Annotated in this window: 21 protein-coding genes and 1 tRNA gene; 11 read left to right on the top strand and 11 right to left on the bottom strand. The window is 63.1% G+C overall.

Translation table 11 applies throughout. From position 1 onward, the window contains the following. Positions 1-177 precede the first annotated feature (177 nt). The gene (locus tag BM348_RS09210; RefSeq protein ID WP_092905502.1) at positions 178-612 is read left to right on the top strand and encodes a GNAT family N-acetyltransferase; all 435 of its coding nucleotides are present in this window, start codon (positions 178-180) and stop codon (positions 610-612) included. A 41-nt stretch (positions 613-653) separates the two neighbouring features. On the opposite strand, the gene BM348_RS09205 is transcribed toward BM348_RS09210, so the two are convergent. Further along, positions 654-1274 carry a DUF7509 family protein gene (locus BM348_RS09205; RefSeq protein ID WP_092904223.1) on the bottom strand — a complete coding sequence of 207 codons (621 nt, stop codon included), beginning with the start codon at positions 1272-1274 and terminating at the stop codon, positions 654-656. A gap of 96 nt (positions 1275-1370) precedes the next feature. On the opposite strand from BM348_RS09205, the gene BM348_RS09200 reads away from it, so the two are divergent. Further along, positions 1371-1757 (top strand): winged helix-turn-helix domain-containing protein, encoded by a 387-nt coding sequence (locus BM348_RS09200; RefSeq protein ID WP_092904221.1) that lies wholly within the window; start codon positions 1371-1373, stop codon positions 1755-1757. A 138-nt stretch (positions 1758-1895) separates the two neighbouring features. Here BM348_RS09200 and BM348_RS09195 read toward each other — a convergent pair whose 3' ends face one another. Beyond that, complete coding sequence (locus BM348_RS09195; protein ID WP_092904219.1) at positions 1896-3254, bottom strand: NRAMP family divalent metal transporter; 1359 nt, start codon at positions 3252-3254, stop codon at positions 1896-1898. A 162-nt stretch (positions 3255-3416) separates the two neighbouring features. Further along, entirely contained in the window at positions 3417-3767 is a 351-nt protein-coding gene (locus BM348_RS09190) for a cupin domain-containing protein (protein WP_092904217.1), read from the bottom strand. A 169-nt stretch (positions 3768-3936) separates the two neighbouring features. Here BM348_RS09190 and BM348_RS09185 point away from each other — a divergent pair, with 169 nt between their 5' ends. From BM348_RS09185 to BM348_RS09180, 3 genes are all read left to right on the top strand, one after another. Beyond that, positions 3937-4461 carry a DUF5817 domain-containing protein gene (locus BM348_RS09185; protein ID WP_092904215.1) on the top strand — a complete coding sequence of 175 codons (525 nt, stop codon included), beginning with the start codon at positions 3937-3939 and terminating at the stop codon, positions 4459-4461. A 60-nt stretch (positions 4462-4521) separates the two neighbouring features. After that, positions 4522-4665 carry a hypothetical protein gene (locus BM348_RS21270; RefSeq protein WP_175507144.1) on the top strand — a complete coding sequence of 48 codons (144 nt, stop codon included), beginning with the start codon at positions 4522-4524 and terminating at the stop codon, positions 4663-4665. Positions 4666-4789: 124 nt separating this feature from the next. After that, entirely contained in the window at positions 4790-5155 is a 366-nt protein-coding gene (locus tag BM348_RS09180) for a hypothetical protein (RefSeq protein WP_092904213.1), read from the top strand. Here the strand turns inward: BM348_RS09180 and BM348_RS09175 are convergent. From BM348_RS09175 to BM348_RS09165, 3 genes are all read right to left on the bottom strand, one after another. Then, complete coding sequence (locus tag BM348_RS09175; protein WP_092904211.1) at positions 5152-5337, bottom strand: hypothetical protein; 186 nt, start codon at positions 5335-5337, stop codon at positions 5152-5154. The genes BM348_RS09180 and BM348_RS09175 overlap by 4 nt on opposite strands. Positions 5338-5615: 278 nt before the next feature. Further along, positions 5616-6839 (bottom strand): hydroxymethylglutaryl-CoA reductase (NADPH), encoded by a 1224-nt coding sequence (gene hmgA / locus BM348_RS09170; protein ID WP_092904209.1) that lies wholly within the window; start codon positions 6837-6839, stop codon positions 5616-5618. A 126-nt stretch (positions 6840-6965) separates the two neighbouring features. Next, positions 6966-8519: a methyl-accepting chemotaxis protein gene (locus BM348_RS09165; protein WP_092904207.1), complete on the bottom strand. Its 1554-nt coding sequence runs from the start codon at positions 8517-8519 to the stop codon at positions 6966-6968. 224 nt (positions 8520-8743) lie between these two features. Here BM348_RS09165 and BM348_RS09160 point away from each other — a divergent pair, with 224 nt between their 5' ends. Next, the gene (locus BM348_RS09160) at positions 8744-9727 is read left to right on the top strand and encodes an LLM class flavin-dependent oxidoreductase (protein WP_092905500.1); all 984 of its coding nucleotides are present in this window, start codon (positions 8744-8746) and stop codon (positions 9725-9727) included. On the opposite strand, the gene gfo6 is transcribed toward BM348_RS09160, so the two are convergent. Next, entirely contained in the window at positions 9724-10833 is a 1110-nt protein-coding gene (gfo6, locus tag BM348_RS09155) for a D-xylose 1-dehydrogenase Gfo6 (RefSeq protein ID WP_092904205.1), read from the bottom strand. The genes BM348_RS09160 and gfo6 overlap by 4 nt on opposite strands. Positions 10834-11020: 187 nt before the next feature. Here gfo6 and nadA point away from each other — a divergent pair, with 187 nt between their 5' ends. The 4 genes from nadA to BM348_RS09135 all read left to right on the top strand — a co-directional run bounded on the left by nadA (position 11021) and on the right by BM348_RS09135 (position 15198). Continuing rightward, positions 11021-12154, top strand: a complete 1134-nt coding sequence (gene nadA, locus BM348_RS09150; RefSeq protein WP_092904203.1) for a quinolinate synthase NadA — start codon at positions 11021-11023, stop codon at positions 12152-12154. A 2-nt stretch (positions 12155-12156) separates the two neighbouring features. Next, complete coding sequence (locus BM348_RS09145) at positions 12157-13818, top strand: L-aspartate oxidase (RefSeq protein WP_092904201.1); 1662 nt, start codon at positions 12157-12159, stop codon at positions 13816-13818. Between the two features lie 10 nt (positions 13819-13828). Further along, positions 13829-14644, top strand: a complete 816-nt coding sequence (nadC, locus tag BM348_RS09140; protein ID WP_092904199.1) for a carboxylating nicotinate-nucleotide diphosphorylase — start codon at positions 13829-13831, stop codon at positions 14642-14644. Between the two features lie 125 nt (positions 14645-14769). Further along, positions 14770-15198, top strand: a complete 429-nt coding sequence (locus BM348_RS09135; protein WP_245779428.1) for a hypothetical protein — start codon at positions 14770-14772, stop codon at positions 15196-15198. Between the two features lie 226 nt (positions 15199-15424). Here the strand turns inward: BM348_RS09135 and BM348_RS09130 are convergent. From BM348_RS09130 to BM348_RS09115, 4 genes are all read right to left on the bottom strand, one after another. Continuing rightward, a tRNA-Leu gene (locus tag BM348_RS09130) sits at positions 15425-15508 on the bottom strand. 76 nt (positions 15509-15584) lie between these two features. Further along, positions 15585-15923: a ferredoxin gene (locus BM348_RS09125; protein WP_092904197.1), complete on the bottom strand. Its 339-nt coding sequence runs from the start codon at positions 15921-15923 to the stop codon at positions 15585-15587. 681 nt (positions 15924-16604) lie between these two features. Continuing rightward, positions 16605-17384: an IclR family transcriptional regulator gene (locus BM348_RS09120; RefSeq protein ID WP_092904195.1), complete on the bottom strand. Its 780-nt coding sequence runs from the start codon at positions 17382-17384 to the stop codon at positions 16605-16607. A gap of 490 nt (positions 17385-17874) precedes the next feature. Further along, positions 17875-19410, bottom strand: coding sequence for an aldehyde dehydrogenase family protein (locus BM348_RS09115; protein WP_092904193.1), 1536 nt, complete (start codon positions 19408-19410; stop codon positions 17875-17877). Between the two features lie 133 nt (positions 19411-19543). Here BM348_RS09115 and BM348_RS09110 point away from each other — a divergent pair, with 133 nt between their 5' ends. Continuing rightward, positions 19544-20272 (top strand): helix-turn-helix domain-containing protein, encoded by a 729-nt coding sequence (locus BM348_RS09110; RefSeq protein WP_092905496.1) that lies wholly within the window; start codon positions 19544-19546, stop codon positions 20270-20272. Positions 20273-20327 lie beyond the last annotated feature (55 nt).

Below are 20327 nucleotides of genomic sequence, written 5' to 3'. Positions count from 1 at the left end.
AGCGGTTTTGCGCTCGGTCTGCGGTCGACGCCAGCGACTCTGCGTTTTTCTTTTGAGCTATCCAGTGAGCACCCGCGCTCGAGCATGCCCACGCGCCGAGACCGATTCGATCCGCGCGAAACGCACACCGCGTCGAGATCCGCAACGTTCTCGGCCTCGAGCCCGTACATCGACTCAATGACAGCCGTCCGCGTCGCCGACGACGACCGACTTGAGGACGCCTTCAACGTGCGCCGGCGGGTCTTCGTCGAAGAGCAGGGCGTCGACGAGGAGCTAGAGTACGACGAGCACGAAGACGAGGCCGTCCACTTCGTCGCCTACGAGGACGACGACGAGCAGCCGATCGGTGCCGCCCGACTCCGAGAACCCGAAGACAGCGTCGGGAAAGTCGAACGCGTCGCGGTGCTCGAGTCCCACCGCGGTACCGGCGTCGGGCGAGCGCTGATGGACGCCCTCGAGGCGGCGGCCGCGTCGAACGATCTGGAGACGCTCAAGCTGCACGCACAGACTCGAGCGGCCGGCTTCTACGACGAACTCGGCTACGAGCGCTACGGCGAGGAGTTCGAAGAGGCGGGAATACCCCACGTCGCCATGGAGAAGTCCCTCGAGTAAACTACCTCGGGGACTCCAGACGAAAATCGAAGTGCCCCTGCTCACTCGAGTCGCGATAACTCGCCGGTTCGTTCTTTTCGAACGAGATCGCGAACGAACAAGCGAACCTGTCGTACCAGATCCGAACGGTCGTCGTAAGCGTAGATCCGCGCTTCCCAGCGATCGCGAACGGCCGCAATCATCGCGCTTCGGACGCTCGATTCGTGGACGAACAGCACGCGCTCCTGACGGTCATTCGCGAGTTCATCGCTGAAAAGCGCCTCGAGAACGGCACCGGTTTCGATTCCGACACCGAGGTTGTCGCCGACTGCCGGCACGACGTAGACGACGGCGTTACTCGCACGAGCGAACTCAATGCTCTGGGTCGCCGCGTCCATCTCCGCAAGCGGAATATCGACATCGATGGCGAGAAACACGTTGACTCCGGCGTCGATCCGAAGCCGATCTCGGACGTCGAGCAGCAAGTCAAGCGTCGCCTCCTCGCGCTCGAGAGCGTGTTCGGAGTCGACGAGCGTTCCGAAATCGACCGATTCGGGGATCGAATCGGGTTCGGATTCCTCGAGCACCCGATCCACGTCGAACGCTTCGTAGGGCCCCATCAAGTAGACGAGAAAACGGGGTCGTTGCAGGTCGCCGAGTTCGGCAATCAGACGGTCGCGCATAGTGAAACTGGTTCGCGATTATATATATAAAGTATAGCTATTTCAGCGACTACTGAGTCAGCGAATACTTATACAGTGGTGCGTATAAGAGAGCATATGGCAGAGTCCGAACGAGCGGCGGGGCGAGAACGGGAGGAGTTGCTCCCCGAGAACAGCATTCTCTCGCTCGAGGAGTACCTCGCGATGCAACGCTCGATCGGGAACGAAACGAGGTTTCGAATCGTCGACACGCTCGTCGGGGACGGTCCCCAGAGCGCCAGTGAACTGCGTGAGCGCCTCGAGGTCCGGTCGAATACGTTGCATTACCACCTCGAAGAGCTCATCGAGGTCGGATTAGTCGAGAACCGAAAGCGGAAATCGCCGGATCGAGACGGGCTGTACTCGTACTACCGAGCGACCTCGCTCGGCGAGGGGATCCTCTCCGAGGGCGTTCGCAAACTCATGGCTCGAGAGTGGGACGCACTCGAGACCTACGGTCGATAGCATCCGGATTCGTTTCTCAGAACCACGAGTAGACGTTGACACACCTTCGCTTGCCCACAACGGATTCTCGAACACCTACTTGCAAACCCGAAAACGGCGAGCATTTCACTTCTGACAGCGACCGCTCGTCAGCGACGACTAACCGAAAACGTGGCCACGCAGATACATTCCACAGATACCGAGCACCGCGAGAGACATCGCGACGGCGAACGCGACGACGAACGCCGAGGCCGGCTCGGTCACCGTCGCGAGTTCGCCGCGAACGAACTCCGCGGCGAGCACGACGGCGACCAACAGGAGGGCGATCCCGCCGGCGTTCTCGAGCGGCGAGTTCGTCTCGGGAACCGCGTCGGGGTCGTTCAGCAAGAAGAGGATCACGACGAGTGCGAACGGCGTTCCCACGAGTCCAAACGCGAGGACGAGGACGAGCAGCTGGAAGAAGGTTCCGCCGAGAAACGCCCCGAGCGCGGAGACGAGCGCGACGACGACGATGGTCGCGCGGAATCGAGAGTCCTCGACCGAGCGCTCCCAGCCGAGTTTGTCGGCGAGGAGGTACGGCGCCACGATCGTGTTGCCCCCGAGCGTCGACATCGCGGCTCCCCACAGACCGAGCAGGAACAGCCAGACGGCGTGTTCGCCCGCGACGGGGCCGAGCGCCTGCGCGGCCTGGATCTCCGTGATCGTCGACGGATTCAGCCCGGACTCGGGCAACACGCTCGCGGCGACGAGAAAAATCGCGAGGCTGAAGATGCCGAACGCGACCAGCATCGAACTGAGGAGGTCGAATCGCGCGATCGATTCGTCGGCTCGAGTCCACCCGCGGGCCCGCATCGTGTAGCTCTGCATCGTCAGGAGCGTGATGTGGACCGCGCCGCCGAGGATCCCCGCAGCGACGAGCGCGCCATCGACGCCGGCCGGAATAACCGGTTGCAGGCCCGAAGCCGCACTCGCCGGATCGATCGGGACGACGAACGCCGCGGCGACGAACGCGAGGACGACGAGCGAGACGATGACCTTCGCGCCGAGTTCCGCGAACCGATATCCCCCGCCGGCGAGTGTAAGCGCGAGAAAGACCGCCCAGACGGTTCCCCACACGCGCGGGTCGGCCACCGCACCCAAGCCAACGGTACCAGCCATCGTCGCGCTGACGTCGGCGAGCGTCTTCATGATCACCAGTTGGGCGAGCCCCGCGGCCAGCACCGCATCGACGAGGAGCACCCACGCCCAGAACTCCCCGAGGCGGTCCTCGACGACCGCGACGATACCCTGCTCGGTGAGCAAGCCCAGTCGCATCGCGAGGTACTGTCCGATCGTTCCCAGCACGGCGGAGACGACCACGACCCACAGGAGCGCGTAGCCGAAACTCGCCCCCGCCGTGAGCAGGCTCGCCATCGTCGCCGGCCCCGCCGCGACCGCGCCGGCGAGCCACGTCGGCCCCAATCGGCTGATGAACGTCTCGATACGGCCCGCGTGCACCGCTTGCGACTCCGTTGCCATCGGCCACCCTTGACGCAGGGAGAATATAACTCCGTGGTATTTTATCGTGGTCAGATCGGAAGTGCGTCAGACGACGTAGTCACAAGTCATATAGCTCATCGTTGACTCGAGGTACGACGGGAAAACGGGCTACTCAAACGCGAATGCGCTTCGATCGCCCAATCACTCGGAGGAGGGATCCCGCCAACTCGGATTTTCCCGCGGCGGACTGAAGATGTCGACGCCGCGAACCGGATCGTCGCCACGGTTGGTCGCGGCGTGGGGCTGCTCGCCCGGAATCGCGTAGGAGTCGCCGGGACCGCAGACGATCTCCTCGCCGTCGACGCGGAAGGTGAGTTCGCCCTCGTAGATGAAGCCGGTCTGTTCGTGCGGATGACTGTGTTCCTCGACTGTGGCGCCGGGGTCGATTTCGAAGTGCTGGACGTTCATCGAATCGGAACCGGCCAGCAGTGCGAGCGACACGCCGTCTGCGGCTTCCGCAGTATCACTGTCCGAAAGCGAAACACGTTCCATACGCGTGCGTTCGACGCGGGGCGCCTTTACTGATGCCATCGATCTGTCGTCTGAACGCAGGGATCACCATGAATCGGGACCCAACGCTCGATTCGGGCGATTACGGGCACTCGTTCACTTTCGCTCCGCTTGCCGAACGTTAAACTACGACCGGAACCCAGGTGCGGACATGTACGCCGTCGTCGGCTGTAGCGAGTGCTCGCATCTCTGGTTGCTCGAGGGGCGCTCGGAGACGACCCAGTGTCCCCGCTGTGGGTCGCGCCGGGCCTACGAGAAACGAAAGAAGTTCGTCGAAACCGAAGACGCCGATCACGCGCGCGACGTTCGCGCGTCGATGCTCGCGAACCGTCAGGGCGAGGGAGAGACATTCGCCGAACTCGACTCCTACGCGACCCTCGAGACCAGAGTCGACGGCGGCGTCATCGACGAGACGGCGTATCTCGAGTCATCCGGGCTCGACGCCGAACAGATCGACGCCGCCGGCGAACGCGACCCTCGCGGGCCGAATCGGCGCGGGTCCAAGAAGGACGTCGTCACCCGCGCGCTCGAGGAACTCGAGGAGCCGACCGAAGACGAGGTCGTCACGTACGCCGGCAATCGAGGCGTCTCGGCGGAGTACGTCCGGAAAGCCCTCGAAAAGCTCACGCGACACGGGGAGGTCAGCGAACGTCGCGGACGGTATCGGACGCTCTGAAATCCCCCTCCGTGAGAACGACACCCTCGATTTAAGCGATAGGGCGGTGAACGATCGCGTATGGCTTTAGACGAGTTCCTCTCGGGGGATGCGCTCACCGGGCGACAGGCGGCGATCATCTTCTTTACCTTCCTGGGCCTCGTCATCCTCGGCGGCATACTCCTGATCCTGTTCGGGGACGTCTTCCAGAACCTGTTCACCTGACGCCTCGAACTGCTGTTCTGCCCTCTTTCGATGCAGTTCTGACCTCTTTCGGTGCAGTTCTGGTAGATGCCATCCAGTCCCGTCGAACCGTCACCGCTATTTCCGCGGGGTCGAAACGGGGGCTATGGCAGAGACGATCGAAACGGTCGACGTCCAGGGAACCGCGATCGGCGTCGGGACCGTGATCGCGATGGCGTGTCTGGGCTACGGCACGATCGTGAGCCGGACTATCGTCGGCATCGAGGCGACGACCGTCGCGATGTGGGTGTTCGCCGGGACGTTCCTCGCCGTCGGCACGCTCCACGCGGCCTACGGGTACGCGTCTCTCGCGTGGGGCTACGGCGGCGCTGCCGTCGGGTGGTTGTTCGTCATTCTGGGAACCTCTGGGATTCGGGTCGGGATCGGACTCCTCTTGCTCGGCCTCTCCGGGGCGTACATCATCCTCGTTTCTCGTCGATTACGCTCCGAAACGAACGATTCGGGAGGTTAGAGCCACCCGAGCGCGACCGACAGCGAGAGCGCAAACGTCGCGGCCGAGAGCAACAATTCGACCACCGTCAGCAGGTGATGCGTGCGATTCGACTCGAGCGTCGGCCGAGCGGCGTTCGAAGCCGGTTCGGACTCCGCGTCCGGGTCCGAGTTCGAATCCGCGTGGGGACAGTCACAACGCATTGGTATCTGTGGAGCGCCCGCCGGTGCTCGCCGAACGGACGCGTCAACACCTTCGGAGGCCATCAAAAAATACCAACGCCAACAGCGCATGGTGAAAGTGAAAGTGACCGAGAGATTCCGGCCTTCGTGTACTCGACCCGTTACCGATCGAAAACGCGGAAGCCGTTGCTAGCGAGGTGGCTGAAAGTACCGGTTCTCAGGCGGCCGAATCGACGGTGCTGGACGGCGATCGAGTCCCGACGATTAGCGGCGATCAGTCGAAGCGACGAGCCAATCGACTACCGCCCGAGATCCTCGTGAGCGCTCGCGAGGTGGTTCGAGGCAAGCGCGGCGAGCAGGGAGAGTTCACCGGCCAGCGCGCCGGTGGCGATCACTTCCGCGAGCGCGTCGGCGTTCGATCCCGCGGGGTCGCCGCCGCCGCGGACGCCGACGATGTCGAGGGCCTCGGCCTGCGTCGGGAGTTTCGTGCCGCCGCCAACGGTACCGACCTCGAGAGAGGCCAGCGAGACGCTCGCGTACAGGTCGGTGGTGTCGGCTCGCTCCCGGGTCTCCATCGTCGTGATGGCGTTGGCCGCTTCGACGACTTGCGCCTCGTCCTGTCCGGTCGCGAGGAAAACCGCGGCGACGACGTTCGCCGCGTGAGCGTTGAACCCGAGACTCCCGGCTTTCGCGCTCCCGACCAGGTTCTTTCGCGTGTTCGCTTCGACGATCGCCGACGCGGTGGTGTGGAGGCGGTCCTCGACCAGTTCACCCGGAACGACGACGTCCGCGGTGACCGAGCGCCCGCGCCCCTCGATTGCGTTGATCGCGGCAGGTTTCTTGTCAGAACAGAGATTTCCCGAGAGCGCCACGAGCGAGGCGGGCGTCTCCGCTTCGACGACCTCGCAGGCGGCTTCGGTCGCGATCGTCGCCATGTTCATCCCCATCGCGTCTTTCGTGTCGTAGGCGAATCGCAGGAACACCGAGTCGCCGACGACGTAGGGCTCGAGGCCGATCAGTTCGCCGTGATTCGTCGTTCCCTCAGCCGCCTCGCGGAGTCGCGGTTCGTTTTCCTCGACCCACTCGACCGTCTCGGCCGCCTCGACGACGCCCGAGACCCGAAAGACCGGCGCGCGGGTCATCCCGTGTTTGGTCACCCGGGCGTCGACGCCGCCGGCGTCCTCGAGCACCGAGAGACCACGGTTGACGGACGCGAGCAGCGCCCCTTCGGTGGTCGCGAGCGGGAGATAGTACTCGCCCGAGGCCGCGCCGCCGTCGATCGAAACCGGCCCGGCGATCCCCATCGGAATCTGGGCCGCTCCGAGCATGTTCTCGATGGCCGACTCGGCCGCCTCGGCCTCGAAGCCGTAGGAACCGATCGCCTCGAGATCCGCGTCGGTCTCGGTCTCGAGCAACAGTCGCCGCGCGGCCGCGGCGGTATCGTGATCCGCGTGATCTTCGAGTTCGTGCAATCGAAGGTCGCCCTCGCGGACGCCTCGAGCGAGAGAGGATGCGTCTGTCATGGCTCACCAGTCACAGGCGGCGGACCTAACAGTTGTTGATTCCCGTCGCTGGGAGCACACGAGGGGGTGGAAAACCCGATTCCATCGACAGTCCGTCAGCGATCAGTCTCGGACAGTGCGAAGTCGTCAGCGATCCGCTTCCGTCAACTCGTCGACGCGGTCGATGAGCGTCGTCATGATCTGTTCTTGCTCGTTGGTCGTCTCGACGATCTTCTGAGTCGCCTCCTCCGAGCGATCGGAGCGATCCCGGACTGTCTGGAGCGTTTCGGTGAGCTCTTCGACTGACGTCGCCTGTTCGTCGGTCACGCGGGCGACTTCCGAAATGCCGTGGGCCGCCTCCTCCACGGAGTCGCTGATTTCCTCGAGTGAACTGTGCATCTGCTCGATCTGTTCGTCAGCGTGCTGGATTCGATCCTGCGAGCGTTCGACGGCCGAGGCGGTTTTCTCGGATTGGGCCTGTAGCTCCGAGATACTCCGTGTGATCTCGTCTGCGTGCTGGTTGGTCTCGTCGGCGAGTTCCTTGACGTGATCGGCGACGACGGCGAAGCGCTCACCGCCCTGATCGGAGCCCGCGGCTTCGATGGTCGCGTTGATCGCGAGCAGGTTCGTCTCGTCGGCGATGTCCGAGATCACTTCGATCACCTCGTCGATATCCTGGATCTGCTCGGATAGCTCCCGCACGCTTTCGGAGAGTTCGTTCCCGATTTCGACGACCTCCTCAGTGGCCTCGCGAGTCGTCTCGCCGGCTTCCAGGCCGTCCTCTGCGGTCTCGAGCGAGGCTTCGGCGGCCGCGCTCACCTCGTTTGCCTCGGCGGCGACCTCTTCGATTTCGGCAGCGAACGACTGGATCTCGGTCGTCGCGTCCTCGATCAACTCGTTTTGCTGAGAGACGTTCTGGGCGATTTCGGTCGCCGCTTCGTTGGCCTCGTCGGTCGCCGTTTCCATCTGCTCTGCGTGCTCGTTGACCTGTCCGGTAATATCCGCGAGGTTCTGGGCCATCTCGTTTATCGAGTCGATCACCTCGACGAGTTCGGGGTCGAGCGAGGAAAATGCCGACTTGCGCTGGGCTCGAGCGGACAGGTTGCCCTGTTTGATCGAATTGGTCGTCTGCTGGACCTCCGAGATCAACGCCGTCGTGGCATCCCGTTCGTTGATCGTCTCCGTCCGATCGATGACGACTTCGACGACGCCGATCAGTTCGTCGCCGTCGTAAAGCGGCGTCGCGGAAAAATCGATGTGGCGTTCGTCACCGTGCTGGTCGATCATCGTACTCGTATCGCCGACGCGATTGACCGACGGATCGCGGAGTTCGACGTCGTGCTCTCTGTGTGCTCCCTCAGGGGTTTCGAGAACCTTATCGGCGAGCGTCTTCGCCCGGCGACCGTCGGGGTAGAACATCTCCGAGGCCCGGTCGTGACCGACCGCCTCCTCCCGGCTCGCGCCCGTTAGCTCGGCGAGCGTTTGACTCCACTCGACGATCACGCCGTCGGTATCGAGGACGAACGTCGGCGTCTCGATCCCGTTGAAAAGTTGCGTGTAGCCGGCTCGAGCCAACGTCCCATCGGCAGTCGCTGTCTCCCCGTCGGACTGCCCTGTACTGCCTGCCTCGGCGGACGAAGATCCGTCCGCACCCGCATCCGGCAGTTCCCCCTCAGTAAGTGAAGAACGGTTTCCTGTCATCGTTTCCAAATGTGTCCGTAAAGAGAACGGACTGGTGCCTTCTTATTCTTTGTGGCAGAGCGAAGCGCGCGCTCGGTGTCGAATCCCGGTATTTTTCGCGTTGGCCAATAGTGATCCGGGAGGAATATAATCGTAATTCATGAATAGGTGTGCGCGAGTCCGAAGCGATCGACGAATCCGAAACTGTGGCCGTGACTTTTGTCGTTCGGAAGAGACTACACCGTATGAAGCTCGATTTGATCGTTTCCGAGTTCGGCGGATCGCAACCGGCCGACCTCGCAACGCGCGCGGAATCGCTCGGCTACGACAGGCTCTGGCTGACGGAACTCTGGGGCGAAAACGCCGCCGTCCAACTCGCCGAGATGGCGGCCGCGACCGACGAGATCGGCCTGGGGACGGCGATAGTCAATGTCTACTCGCGGTCGCCCGCCCTGCTCTCGATGACCGCCAACTCCCTCGAGCGAGCCTCAGACGGGCGGTTCGTCCTGGGAACGGGGGTCAGTACGAAGAAGGTGATCGAGGACCTCCACGGCGAGTCGTTCGACCGGCCGGTTCGGCGCGCCCACGAGACGATCGAACTCGTCCGGCAGTTTACCGCGGGCGACGGCGAGCGAGTGCGCTACGACGGCGAACTTCTCGAGGTCGCCGATTTTCCCGCGCTCGAGGCCGACGTGCCGCTCTATCACGCCGGGCTCGGGCCCGCGAACCGACGCGTCGTCGGACGGCTCTGTGACGGGTGGATACCGCACAACATCCCGTTTTCCGGACTCGAGGCGGCCTTCGAAACGGTGGCCGACGCCGCGCGAGAACGAGGGCGAGATCCCGACGACGTGACGGTCGCTCCCTACGTTCCGACGGCGGCGAGCGACGACCCCGAACACGCTCGAGAGATCCTGCGACGCCACGTTGCCTACTACGTCGGCAGCGGCGAGGGGTATCGAAACGCCGTCGCGACCGAATACGAACGCGAGGCAGAACGGATCGCAAACGCGTGGCGAACGGGCGCTCGAGAGGAGGCGACGGGGATGGTGACAGACGAGATGGTCGACGACCTCGGGGTCGCCGGCGACCCGGCGACGGTTCGAACTCGCCTCCGCGAGTTGGCGGCAGAATCGATCGTCGATCGGCCGATCGTCGTGATCCCCGAGCCGGCGAGCGAGTCCCTCCGAGAGGAGACGGTTCGAGCGGCCGCGCCGAAACGGGACTAAGACCCGCGGTCGGCGTTCGACGCGTCGCTGCGAGACGGATCCAGCACGACCCGACACTCCGTCTCCGCGGATTCGTAGGCGGCGTCGATGATCCGAAGGTCGACAATGGCGTCCGCTCCGTCGGGCTCCGGGCGCGTGCCCGTCAGCACGCAGTAGCCGAAGTAATCGAACTCCTCGCGGACTTCGTCGACCGGCGGTCCGGTGTACTCCGTTCGCATCTCGCCGCTCTCGACGACGATGTCCTGCGGGACGACGCCGCCGAACGGCGAGGAGACCGAGATCATCCCGTTCGTACCGACCACCTGAAGTTGACTGCTCGCGTGGGCGTCGAAGCTCGCCGTACAGGCCGCCGTCGCGTCCCCCGGGAACTCGAGCTGGACTGAGACGTGTTCGTCGACGCGGTCGAAGGGATCGTCGATCGAGTGCGTCGAGGCGTACGCCGAGACCGGGTCGGCGTCGAGGAGGTATCGAGTGGTGTTGATCGGATAGATTCCGAGGTCGACCAGCGCGCCGCCGCCCGCGAGGTCCGGATCGAGCCGCCAGGTGTCCGCGTCGGCGAACTCGAGCAGCGGGTGGGAGAATCCGCCATGAACCTGCACGACGTCTCCGATAACGCCGGCAGCGACGAGTTCGCGACACCGCCGAACCGTCGGCTCGAGTTGGAGCCGGTAGGCCGTCATCAGCGTTACGCCGGCCCGCGCGCAGGCGTCGGCGATCTCCCGGGCGCGTTCGGCGCTCGTCTCGAGCGGTTTCTCGCAGATGACGTGTTTACCGCGTTCGGCCGCAGAGCGGGCGTATTTCGCGTGAAAGGCGTTCGGCGTGGAGACGTAGACGGCGTCGTACTCGCCTTCGAGTTCTCCCGCTAGATAGTCGTCGTACGCGAGGACGTGATCGACGCCGAACTCGTCGGCGACCGGTCGCGTTCGACGGGGCGATCCGGTCACCAGAACCGTCGGTTCGCAGTAGGTTCCGGCTCGGACGCCGGGAATCGCGCGGTTTTCGGCGAATCCGCCAATTCCGACTACCGCCAGCCGGACCGTTCCGTCGACGGACTCGCGCTCCCAGTCCCGTCGCCGGAAGTCCTCGAAGCACTCCTCGACGTTCATACCATCGCTACGTGCTCGAGTCACAAGACCGTAGTTCACGAATCGGCGACAGTCTTCGAACGCGGCCGGTCCGAAGCCAGGCTAGCGATACCGATGTCGGAACCGATCTCGAGTGCGGTCGTCGTGGTTGAAGGAAAAAGTTATTCAATAGTACTCTGTGAACTAGGATTACTCACTGGTGACCCAAATGGTAACGATGGAAACCGCAGAGCTGGAAACCGACCTCAGTCTGTTCAAATACGACAACCTCGAACAGCTTCCATCGAGGTATCGGGATCTCGAAGAGGATGAGCGAACGGAGCGCATCGAAGCCGCGCTCGCGGAACTCGACGACGACGTGGTGATTCTCGGGCACAACTATCAGCGCCGAGAGATCGTCGAGCACGCCGATTTCGTCGGCGACTCCTACCAGCTATCGAAGGAAGCGGCGAACGCCGACGCCGAGTACGTGATCTTCGGCGGCGTCACGTTCATGGCCGAATCGGCGGACATCATCACGGACGACGACCAGACCGTCATCCTGCCGTCGATGGAAGCCTCCTGTCCGATGGCGGGTATGGCAGAAGCGCTTCAAGTGGACGCCGCCTGGGCCAAGATCACCGAGGCCGCACCCGACGAGGATATCATTCCGATCACGTACATGAACTCCTACGCGGATCTGAAGGCGTTCTGTGCGAGCCACGGCGGTCTCGTTTGCACGTCCTCGAACGCGCACAAAGCGTTCGAGTACGCCTTCGAGAAGGGAGATAAGGTCCTGTTCTTGCCGGACAAGCACCTCGGCGAGAACACCGCCCACCGACTCGACATGGCGGACGAAACCGTCGAGTGGGATCCCTGGGATCCCGACGGCAAAGACGCCGCTGCGGTCGTCGACAACGACATCATCCTCTGGAACGGCTACTGTCAGGTCCACGAGCGGTTCCGCGTCGACCACTTGGAGGAGGTTCGCGAATCGAACCCCGACGCGAAGGTCATCGTCCACCCCGAATGTCGCCGCGAGGTCGTCGAAGCCGCGGACAAAGCCGGCTCGACGGCGACTATTTGCGAGACGATCGAGAACGCAGATCCCGGCGACACGTGGGCGATCGGCACCGAGATTCACCTCACGAACCACCTCCAGCGCTGGCACCCCGAGGTGAACGTCGTCCCCCTCTGTGGCGACGCGTGCATGGACTGCAACGCGATGCGCCAGATCGACCCCAACTACCTCACCTGGGTCCTCGAGGAACTCTGTGCGGGGCGGGAACGCAACGTCATCGAGGTCGCTCCCGAGGAAAAAGAGATGGCGGGCCTCGCACTCGAGCGCATGCTCGAGATCTGATCATGAGCGAGCACACGTCCCACGCCGCAGACGACGGCCAAACGGATGGGGAACCGAGCGAGCGGTCCGACGACACCACCGACGTCCTCGTCGTCGGCAACGGTATAGCGGGCTGTACGGCCGCTCTAGCCGCCGCTCGAGCGGGTGCGTCCGTCCTGCTCGTCACGAAAGCGACGCGCCCCGACGAGACGAGTACCGACCGCGCCCAGGGCGGCATCGCGACGACCCGCGGCGATCCGGACAGCCTCAAGGCGGACATCCTCGCGGCCAGCGATCACACGGCCGACCCGGACGCAGTCGACGTCCTGATCGAAAATGCGGACGCGGCGGTCGAAGACGTTTTGCTTTCGACGCTCGAGATCGAATTCGACTCGCCTTCGAAATCGAGTGGAAAATCCGGTGGCGAAGAGAGCCGCGCGGCTTCGGGCGAATCGTTCGACTACGCTCGCGAAGCGGCCCACTCCGAACATCGGATCCTCCACGTCGATGCAGCAACGGGAACGCACGTCCTCCGGCCGTTTCTCACCTATCTCGACGACCACGACCGCGTCGAGATCAAGGAGGACACGGCCGCTCTCGAGTTGCTCACCCACGAGGGGCGAGTCCACGGCATCGTCACCGACGAGCGAGCGACAGGCCAACCGATCTACGCGGGCGCGACGATTCTCGCGACTGGCGGGATCGGCGCGCTCTACGGTCGGTCGACCAACCCCGACGCCGCCACGGGAGACGGCATCGCGATGGCGGCGCTGGCGGGCGCCGACGTGGCGGATATGGAGTACGTCCAGTTCCACCCGACCGCCTACGCCGGGAGCGAATCCAGTCGCGTTTCGAACGGAGACGGCGAGACCGCCGAAGACGACGATCCGTTCTTGCTTTCGGAGGCGCTGCGCGGCGAGGGAGCCGTCCTGCGAAACGGCGACGGCGAGCGGTTCATGCCCGAGTACCACCCGCAGGGGGACCTCGCACCCCGCGACGTCGTCGCCCGCGCGGTGGCCGACGAGCGCGAGGCGACGGGCGAGGTCGTCCTCGACGTGAGCCCCCTCGAGTTCGACGCCGAGTTCCCGACGCTCGCCGAGAAGTGTCGCGACCGAGGCGTTACGGGCGAGGAGATTCCGGTCGCTCCGTGCGAGCACTTCCTCTGTGGCGGTATCGACGTCGACGGACGCGGGCGAACGACGCTGGATCGCCTGTACGCCGTCGGCGAGTGCGCCCGAACCGGCGTCCACGGCGCGAACCGACTGGCGAGTACGAGCCTGCTCGAGGGCCTCGTCTGGGGCCGTCGCGCCGGGGCCGACGCCGCAGGAGCCGAACCCGAACCGGGGGTGATCGACGCACCCGAACTGGTCGATCGGGACCCAGATCTCCCCGACCGCTTCGCCGCCGAGAAGTCGCGTCGACTGAAACGGACGATGGACGAACACCTCGGCTTGCGACGGAATCGAGACGAAATCGGACGCGCGAGCGCGATACTCCGTCGACTCAAGGGAGAGGTCGACGCCTACACCCGAACCCGGACCGCTCGAGACCTCTACGAGCTCCGAAACGCCTGCGTGACGGCGCTGTTGATCGCCCGCGCGGCGAGCGAGAATCCCACCTCGAAGGGGTGTCATTACCTCGAGGACGGGAGCGAACCGAACGCAAACGCGGCGGCAGACGACTGAGGTTCAATAGATGATCACAGAGACGCAGATCGACCGCTGGCTTCGCGAGGACATCGGTCACCACGACGTGACTAATCAGGTTCCCGGCGAGACGACGGGACGGCTCGTCGCGAAAGAACCCGGTACCATCGCGGGCATCGAAGCCGCGCGTTCGGTCTTCGAACACCTCGGAGTCGATGTCCTCGAGTCTGCAGATCCCGGGACACGCGTCGACGCCGGCGCAGTCGTCCTCCGCGTCGAGGGAGCCGCACGGGACGTTCTCCGGGGCGAACGCGTGGCCGTCAACCTCGCTGGCCACGCATCTGGAATCGCGACGAAAACGCGAGCGGCGCTCGAGCGGGCACGAGTCGAATCCGACGCCGTTCGGGTCGCGGCGACCAGAAAGACGACGCCCGGACTGCGGGGCCTCGAGAAACGGGCCGTCGTCGCGGGCGGCGGCGACACCCACCGGCTCGACCTCTCGCACATGGTCATGGTCAAGGAGAACCACATCGCGGAGCTGGGGCTCGAGGACGCCGTCGCGCACTTTCGAGACCGGGTCTCGTTCGCGACGAAAATCGAGGTCGAAGTCGAGACCGTCGCGGACGCGCCTCGAGCGGCCGAAGCCGGCGCGGACGTCGTCCTGCTCGACAACATGGAACCGTCCGAAGTCGAGACAGCCATTTCGGAACTCGAGGGCGACGACGGCGTGCTCACCGAAGCCAGCGGCGGAGTCACGCTCGAGACGGTCGCCGACTACGCCGCGACGGGCGTCGACGTGATTTCGATGGGGGCGCTCACCCACTCCGCGCCGTCGTTCGACCTCTCCTTTCGGACCGGCGAGTAGCGGTTCGGCGCGTTCGACGCGTCCGTCGACGGATCCGACCGCACCCGTCGTTCGTCCGCGAGGTCGGCCGAACCGGCTCGAAATATTCAACAAAGTATAAATTCTCGTCTCGAACACTGAACGGTATGCCCGGCACGTTCGAACCGGACGACGACGCCTTTGAGGGAACGCCGCTCACACCGACGCGACTCGCGGTCGTCGTCGGCGTCGGCGACGTCTTCATCTTCTCGCTCATCGGTTACATGGTCCTCGAGAACCCCGCGTTTGGACCGATCGCCGGACTTCTCGTCGGTCTCGGCATCTATCACACCCTCCCGATCTTCATGCAACCGGCGGGGCTCGAGGCGGAACACGACGACCGGGACGTGAGCCCGGTTCGAGCGTACCACCGGCTCGCAGCGGGGTTCGGATTCTCCATCGCAGGAATCCTCTTCTTCGCCATGGGGATGACCGACATGGATATCGTCCTCGGGATTCCGGGCGCGCTCGTCGTGGCCGCCCTCGTGTATCTCGTCGCCGGCTTTGCCCTTCCAAACGCGGGCCTCGAGAACTGAGTTCGTCTCGAGTTGGATAGCGTCAATATCGGCGCTGGTGGGTACTCGAGTTGCTATCTGGCGTGGTTAGGTCCGATTGTTCGCTCGAGCGGCAGTAACTCGAGGGTTGGGATTTGAACTACGCCGAGACGGTCCGGGACGTTCGCTTCGCTCACGTCCGGCTGCGACTTCTCTCATTCAAATCCAAATACGATTGCTGTCGCTCGAGAGATACTCGCGACAGCAATGCGAGGGTTGGGATTTGAACCCAAGGACCCCTACGGGAGCGGGTCTTAAGCCCACCGCCGTTGGCCTGCTTGGCTACCCTCGCCCAAAACGCACTTGCTCGTTGCAACCGCCTTGGGATGTGCGTTTCGGTGTGCACTCGAGAAGAAATCAACCGCCGACTACCAGTCGACGCTCAGGGTGCCGTCGCCGTGGGGATCGGGCGCGATCTCCTCGTCGGTCCGCCGATCCACGACGTGGATACAGCCGTCGTCTTTTTTCGCCGGACAGATTTCCGCCGCGCGGACGTTGTGCTCGAGGTCCTCCTCGCCGAAGAAGTACTCGTTGGGCTTGGCCATCCCCGAGGCGATGGACATCTCCCAGTTGTCGCTGACCTCGGCGCACTTGCCCGCGCCGAAGCACTTGTTGGCCTCGAAAACGATCTTGTAGGGCTTTTCCTCGACCGGCGGCGCGTCGCCCGATCCGACGTCGCTCGGGCGCGTGATCTCGTCGTCGCTCATGTGTACTCGTTCGAGCGAGCGGTCTTTCGCGTTACGATTACGAACGACTCAATCAATCGAGAACCCCGCTAAACGGAGTGGTCGTTAAACCGATTTCGAGTCAGTGTCGTTTCGTAAAGAGACATCTCTACGTGGTTTGCCTTGTGAACCGGGCCGGATACGTATCACATCGCTGTTATACATGCCAATATTAGTAAAAATACATATATTATACCGGTAGAATAGTATTGTATTAATATTGCAATATAAATTGCACAAATAGTCATATATGTTACGTACCTCGATGTCGGCGTTCGAATCCAGAGTTCGAGTAACAGGGCAGTATGAAACGCTTCTATCTCCTCGAAACTGCTTGTGATCTAAATGTCGTCCCGCCCCGTCTATATAGTTGCGAACACGTGGTTGTCAGTACCGAACAAACCTCCCTGAGTCTGGTCTTCTGATCCGCACAAATCGAATAGTCCATAAAATAGCCAGAATGAGTATAACGGAACACCTCCTACATAGTATTCAGAATGAGAGCAATACTATTACACAGACACCAATATCCTATTTAATTTGTTATCTTTATAGCAGGTGTATTATTGCCCACTCGGTGAGGTCGCGTCGTCGGAACGGGACAGGCTCAACAGAAACTATCGATCAATCATAGATCCCATTACAGACATAGTATTGTAATATCTACCGGAACAGTTCCGATTCGAGCGAACTGATTTCCTCTATCAGCAGTTGTGCGATTTCCTCGGTCGTCGACTCGTCGACGGCCATACGATACGCGGGTCCGCCGATCGAGAATGCGCCGACAACCTCGCCGTCGGGCCTCGTGACGGCCGCGCCGATGGACCGATACCCGTCGATCAGTTCCTCGTCATTGACTGCGTATCCGCGGCGCCGGATCGTCTCGAGTTCGTCGAACAGAGTTGACTTGTCGGTGACGGTGTCATCAGTCGTCGCCGGGAGTCCCCACCGATCGATGATCTCTCGGACGCGCGATTCGGGCATCGACGCCAGCAAGACCTTTCCCGAGGCACAGTTGTGCATGTAGAATCGGTTGCCCGCCCTGAACGGACTGGATTCCGACAGTCCCTGTCGGGTCGACTCGCCGATCGAGTACTCGAGAGAGTACGCACGGCCGTTTTCCTCGACGATGAAGTCGGCCTCGTGGCCGGTTTTCTCGGCGAGGGAGTAGACGCGTCGCCGCGCTGTCGCGTACAACGGGTTCCGTTCGCGTGCGTGCTCGCTGAACACGAGAAACTGGAGACCGACGTGGTAGGTATCGCCGTCTCGGACGAGAAATCCCTCGTCGACCAACGTGTGGAGATGATTATGGACGGTGCTTTTCGCCAGTTCGAGACGGCTGGCCAGCTCGCTCAGCGTGGCACCGTCACTGTCGCGGACCGCGCGAACGAGTTCGAGTGACGTTTGTGTCGTCTTAACCGGCCGAGGGCGATCGTCCGTCATGGTTCGAGGGTGTCGTGTCGTCTGCGCATAAGCGTTCGGAATGTGTGAACGCGATTCTGTGATGTCTATCGAATATCGGGTTTATTACCCCGAATATTTTCCTGTGAAATCCCCATTCGGTTCATCTAACATCCACTTATATATGCGAGTGTTTCCCACGGCCGTTCGATTGCCGTCGATGACCGAGCCGCGATTCCCGTCAGTGGTCTTCCGTTCGGAACGTGTGAACGGGCCGACTACGGGTACGGGCGGATCGATCGAGCGCACCAGTTGATCGCGTCTCCAGTTCGGAGCCGGTCACCGGATCGTTCACGCATTCGGAACGTCCCACTGTCGACGACAGCAGATCAGGTCTTCGCGGTCGGTCTTCGTCTCGGTCGGCGACCGAACCGCTCGGCGCTAATCGGCGCCGCAGCGACTCGTCAGCCCGCAGTGTTGACACCAGTCATCCGACGTGTTAGTCGGTCGCCCACAGAGCGGACAGTGAGGTTCAGTCATCGTCGGTCGTGATGTCCGCGGATAGACCCTGTGCCATTTCGATGTCGTTCGAGTTGTTCAGCGTCCAGGCGGTGCGCTCGGTGACGGCCTCTATCACTTCGCGACCGCTGGGGTAACCGTTTCCGGACTTCTTGACGCCGCCGAACGGCAGGTGGACCTCCGCGCCGATACACGGCAGGTTGCCGTACGCGAGTCCGACCTCGGCGTTGTCGCGGTAGTAGTTGATCTCGCGGTAATCTTCGGAGATGATCGCGCCCGCGAGCCCGTACTCGGTGTCGTTGTGAATCTCGACGGCGTCCTCGATGTCACCGGAGTACTCCATGAGCGCGACGTGGGGGCCGAAGACCTCCTCTTGCGTACAGCGGAGGTCCGCCTCGTGATCGGCCTCGTAAACGAACGGGCCGACCCAGTGGCCGTCCTCGTGGCCCTCCGGAATCTCGTCGTCGCCCAGTTCGTCACGGTCGACGAGTACATCGACGTCCTCGCTACGGGCGAGTTCGTTGTACTCGAGGACCTTCTCCTTGTGCTCGCCTTCGACCAGCGGTCCCATGAAGGTGTCCTCAGCGAGCGGGTCGTCGACTGCGACGTTCTCCGCGATGTCGACGAAGCGTTCTACAAACTCGTCGTAGACGTTCTCGTGGACGATCAGTCGCTCGGCGGAGACACACCGCTGGCCGGTCGTCTTGAACGAACTCATCACGGCCGAGTGGACGGCGGTGTCGAGGTCGGCTTCCTCGGTGACGACGACGGCGTTCTTGCCGCCCATCTCGCAGGCCGCGAGTTTGCCGGGCTGTTCTGCGACGGTCTGGCCGACTTGCTGGCCGACCTCCGCCGAGCCCGTAAAGAGGACCGTGTCGACGCGCGAGTCCTCGACGATGGCTTCGCCGGCGTCGCCAAAGCCCTGGACCATGTTGAAGACGCCGTCGGGAATCCCGCTCTCCTCGAACATCTCGGCGACGATCTGGCCGCACCACGGCGTCTGTTCGGCGGGCTTCCAGACGACGGTGTTGCCCTCGACCAGCGAGACGGCCATGTGCCAAAAGGGGATCGCGACGGGGAAGTTCCAGGGAGTGATACAGCCGACGACGCCGCGCGGTTTCCGGCGCATGTAGGCGTCCTTGCTTCCGATTTCTGACGGGACCACGTCGCCGTGGGGATGGCGGGCGTTGCCCGCAGCCCACTCGACCATGTGTGCGGCCTCGACGACATCGGCTCGCCCCTCGGAGATCTCCTTGCCGCACTCTTTCGTGACGATCTCGCCGAGTTCGTCCGTCCGATCGCGAAGCTCCTGGTAGATGTCCCAGAGGTACTCCGCGCGGTCGATATGGGACAGTTCCTCCCACTCGTCTTGGACGCGTTCGGCGGACTCGAGTGCCGCGTCGACGTCGGCCTCGGTTCCGCGGTGGAAAGTCCGCAGCGTGTCGCCGGTTGCAGGGTTCTCGCTCTCGAACGTCTCGTTGCCCTCGCCATCGGTCCACTCGCCGTCGATGTAGTGACGGTTCGGCTGGGCTGTCGTCTGCTGACTCATACCGTATCAGTGACGGATCGGCAGGGAATAACCACCGCCTCCCATGGTCGGGACCGACTCGATCGGGGTCCACGGTGTCTGTATTCAGTATGTTTATGTTGCTCACACCGAAACGGACGAACAGAACCGACACATGAGCAGCACGAGTTCCACGGCGACGACGACGGGGACAGACGGTACGCGACTCGCGCTCGAGATTTGGCATCCCGACTGCTGGGGGTTACAGGCGACCGAGGCAGTCGATGCCGGACTGCTCGTCCACACCGTCCACCGAACCGTCGAGGAAACGGTCAAGGGCCACTTCACCGTCTACGCGGACACGACGGCGCAACTCGACGAGTTCGTCGAATTCGCGAACGAGTCGCCGCTGACACACTCGACGGTCGAACTCGGCCAGCGCCCGACCAGCGGGGCACCGGATCCCGGGAACGCGACCCGTGAACTCTTCGTCGAGTACGAGCCGGAACACAGTATCAGTGACACGCTCGTCTCGCACGGCTTCATTCACGACGCGTCGGTGCGCGTCGAACGCGGGCTCGAGCACTGGCCGGTCTTCGTCGCCGACGGTCGCCCCGAGATTCAGAGCCGACTCGAGAGCATCCGAGCCGAGACCGATGCCGAGATCTCGATCAGCAAAATCGCCTCACCGGCGGGCGACTCGTCGGGAACGCCGGACCGACTCGATCGGCTGACGCCCCGCCAACGGGACGCGTTCGAACTCGCCTGCGAGCGCAACTACTACGCGTGGCCGCGCGAGATCGACACGCGCGAACTCGCTGACGAACTTGGCGTCTCGAAAACGACGCTGCTCGAGCACCTCCGGAAAGCCGAAGCGAAACTGCTCAACCCGGACGAGCCCTGATCGGCTCCCAATATTAATTCCGAGATCTTCCCACTGAATCTTTTGGTCGGGTATC

The sequence above is a fragment of the Halostagnicola kamekurae genome, from assembly GCF_900116205.1.
Taxonomy (GTDB): Archaea; Halobacteriota; Halobacteria; order Halobacteriales; family Natrialbaceae; genus Halostagnicola; species Halostagnicola kamekurae.
Note: the sequence above shows the minus strand (reverse complement) of the source record. Positions and strands in the feature narration are given on the sequence as shown.

Bases quoted from the DNA above. Each gene is read 5' to 3' on its own strand.
- BM348_RS09210 (WP_092905502.1), top strand. From the start codon at position 178: ATGACAGCCGTCCGCGTCGCCGACGACGACCGACTTGAGGACGCCTTC.
- BM348_RS09205 (WP_092904223.1), bottom strand. From the start codon at position 1,274: ATGCGCGACCGTCTGATTGCCGAACTCGGCGACCTGCAACGACCCCGT.
- BM348_RS09200 (WP_092904221.1), top strand. From the start codon at position 1,371: ATGGCAGAGTCCGAACGAGCGGCGGGGCGAGAACGGGAGGAGTTGCTC.
- BM348_RS09195 (WP_092904219.1), bottom strand. From the start codon at position 3,254: ATGGCAACGGAGTCGCAAGCGGTGCACGCGGGCCGTATCGAGACGTTC.
- BM348_RS09190 (WP_092904217.1), bottom strand. From the start codon at position 3,767: ATGGAACGTGTTTCGCTTTCGGACAGTGATACTGCGGAAGCCGCAGAC.
- BM348_RS09185 (WP_092904215.1), top strand. From the start codon at position 3,937: ATGTACGCCGTCGTCGGCTGTAGCGAGTGCTCGCATCTCTGGTTGCTC.
- BM348_RS21270 (WP_175507144.1), top strand. From the start codon at position 4,522: ATGGCTTTAGACGAGTTCCTCTCGGGGGATGCGCTCACCGGGCGACAG.
- BM348_RS09180 (WP_092904213.1), top strand. From the start codon at position 4,790: ATGGCAGAGACGATCGAAACGGTCGACGTCCAGGGAACCGCGATCGGC.
- BM348_RS09175 (WP_092904211.1), bottom strand. From the start codon at position 5,337: ATGCGTTGTGACTGTCCCCACGCGGATTCGAACTCGGACCCGGACGCG.
- hmgA (WP_092904209.1), bottom strand. From the start codon at position 6,839: ATGACAGACGCATCCTCTCTCGCTCGAGGCGTCCGCGAGGGCGACCTT.
- BM348_RS09165 (WP_092904207.1), bottom strand. From the start codon at position 8,519: ATGACAGGAAACCGTTCTTCACTTACTGAGGGGGAACTGCCGGATGCG.
- BM348_RS09160 (WP_092905500.1), top strand. From the start codon at position 8,744: ATGAAGCTCGATTTGATCGTTTCCGAGTTCGGCGGATCGCAACCGGCC.
- gfo6 (WP_092904205.1), bottom strand. From the start codon at position 10,833: ATGAACGTCGAGGAGTGCTTCGAGGACTTCCGGCGACGGGACTGGGAG.
- nadA (WP_092904203.1), top strand. From the start codon at position 11,021: ATGGTAACGATGGAAACCGCAGAGCTGGAAACCGACCTCAGTCTGTTC.
- BM348_RS09145 (WP_092904201.1), top strand. From the start codon at position 12,157: ATGAGCGAGCACACGTCCCACGCCGCAGACGACGGCCAAACGGATGGG.
- nadC (WP_092904199.1), top strand. From the start codon at position 13,829: ATGATCACAGAGACGCAGATCGACCGCTGGCTTCGCGAGGACATCGGT.
- BM348_RS09135 (WP_245779428.1), top strand. From the start codon at position 14,770: ATGCCCGGCACGTTCGAACCGGACGACGACGCCTTTGAGGGAACGCCG.
- BM348_RS09125 (WP_092904197.1), bottom strand. From the start codon at position 15,923: ATGAGCGACGACGAGATCACGCGCCCGAGCGACGTCGGATCGGGCGAC.
- BM348_RS09120 (WP_092904195.1), bottom strand. From the start codon at position 17,384: ATGACGGACGATCGCCCTCGGCCGGTTAAGACGACACAAACGTCACTC.
- BM348_RS09115 (WP_092904193.1), bottom strand. From the start codon at position 19,410: ATGAGTCAGCAGACGACAGCCCAGCCGAACCGTCACTACATCGACGGC.
- BM348_RS09110 (WP_092905496.1), top strand. From the start codon at position 19,544: ATGAGCAGCACGAGTTCCACGGCGACGACGACGGGGACAGACGGTACG.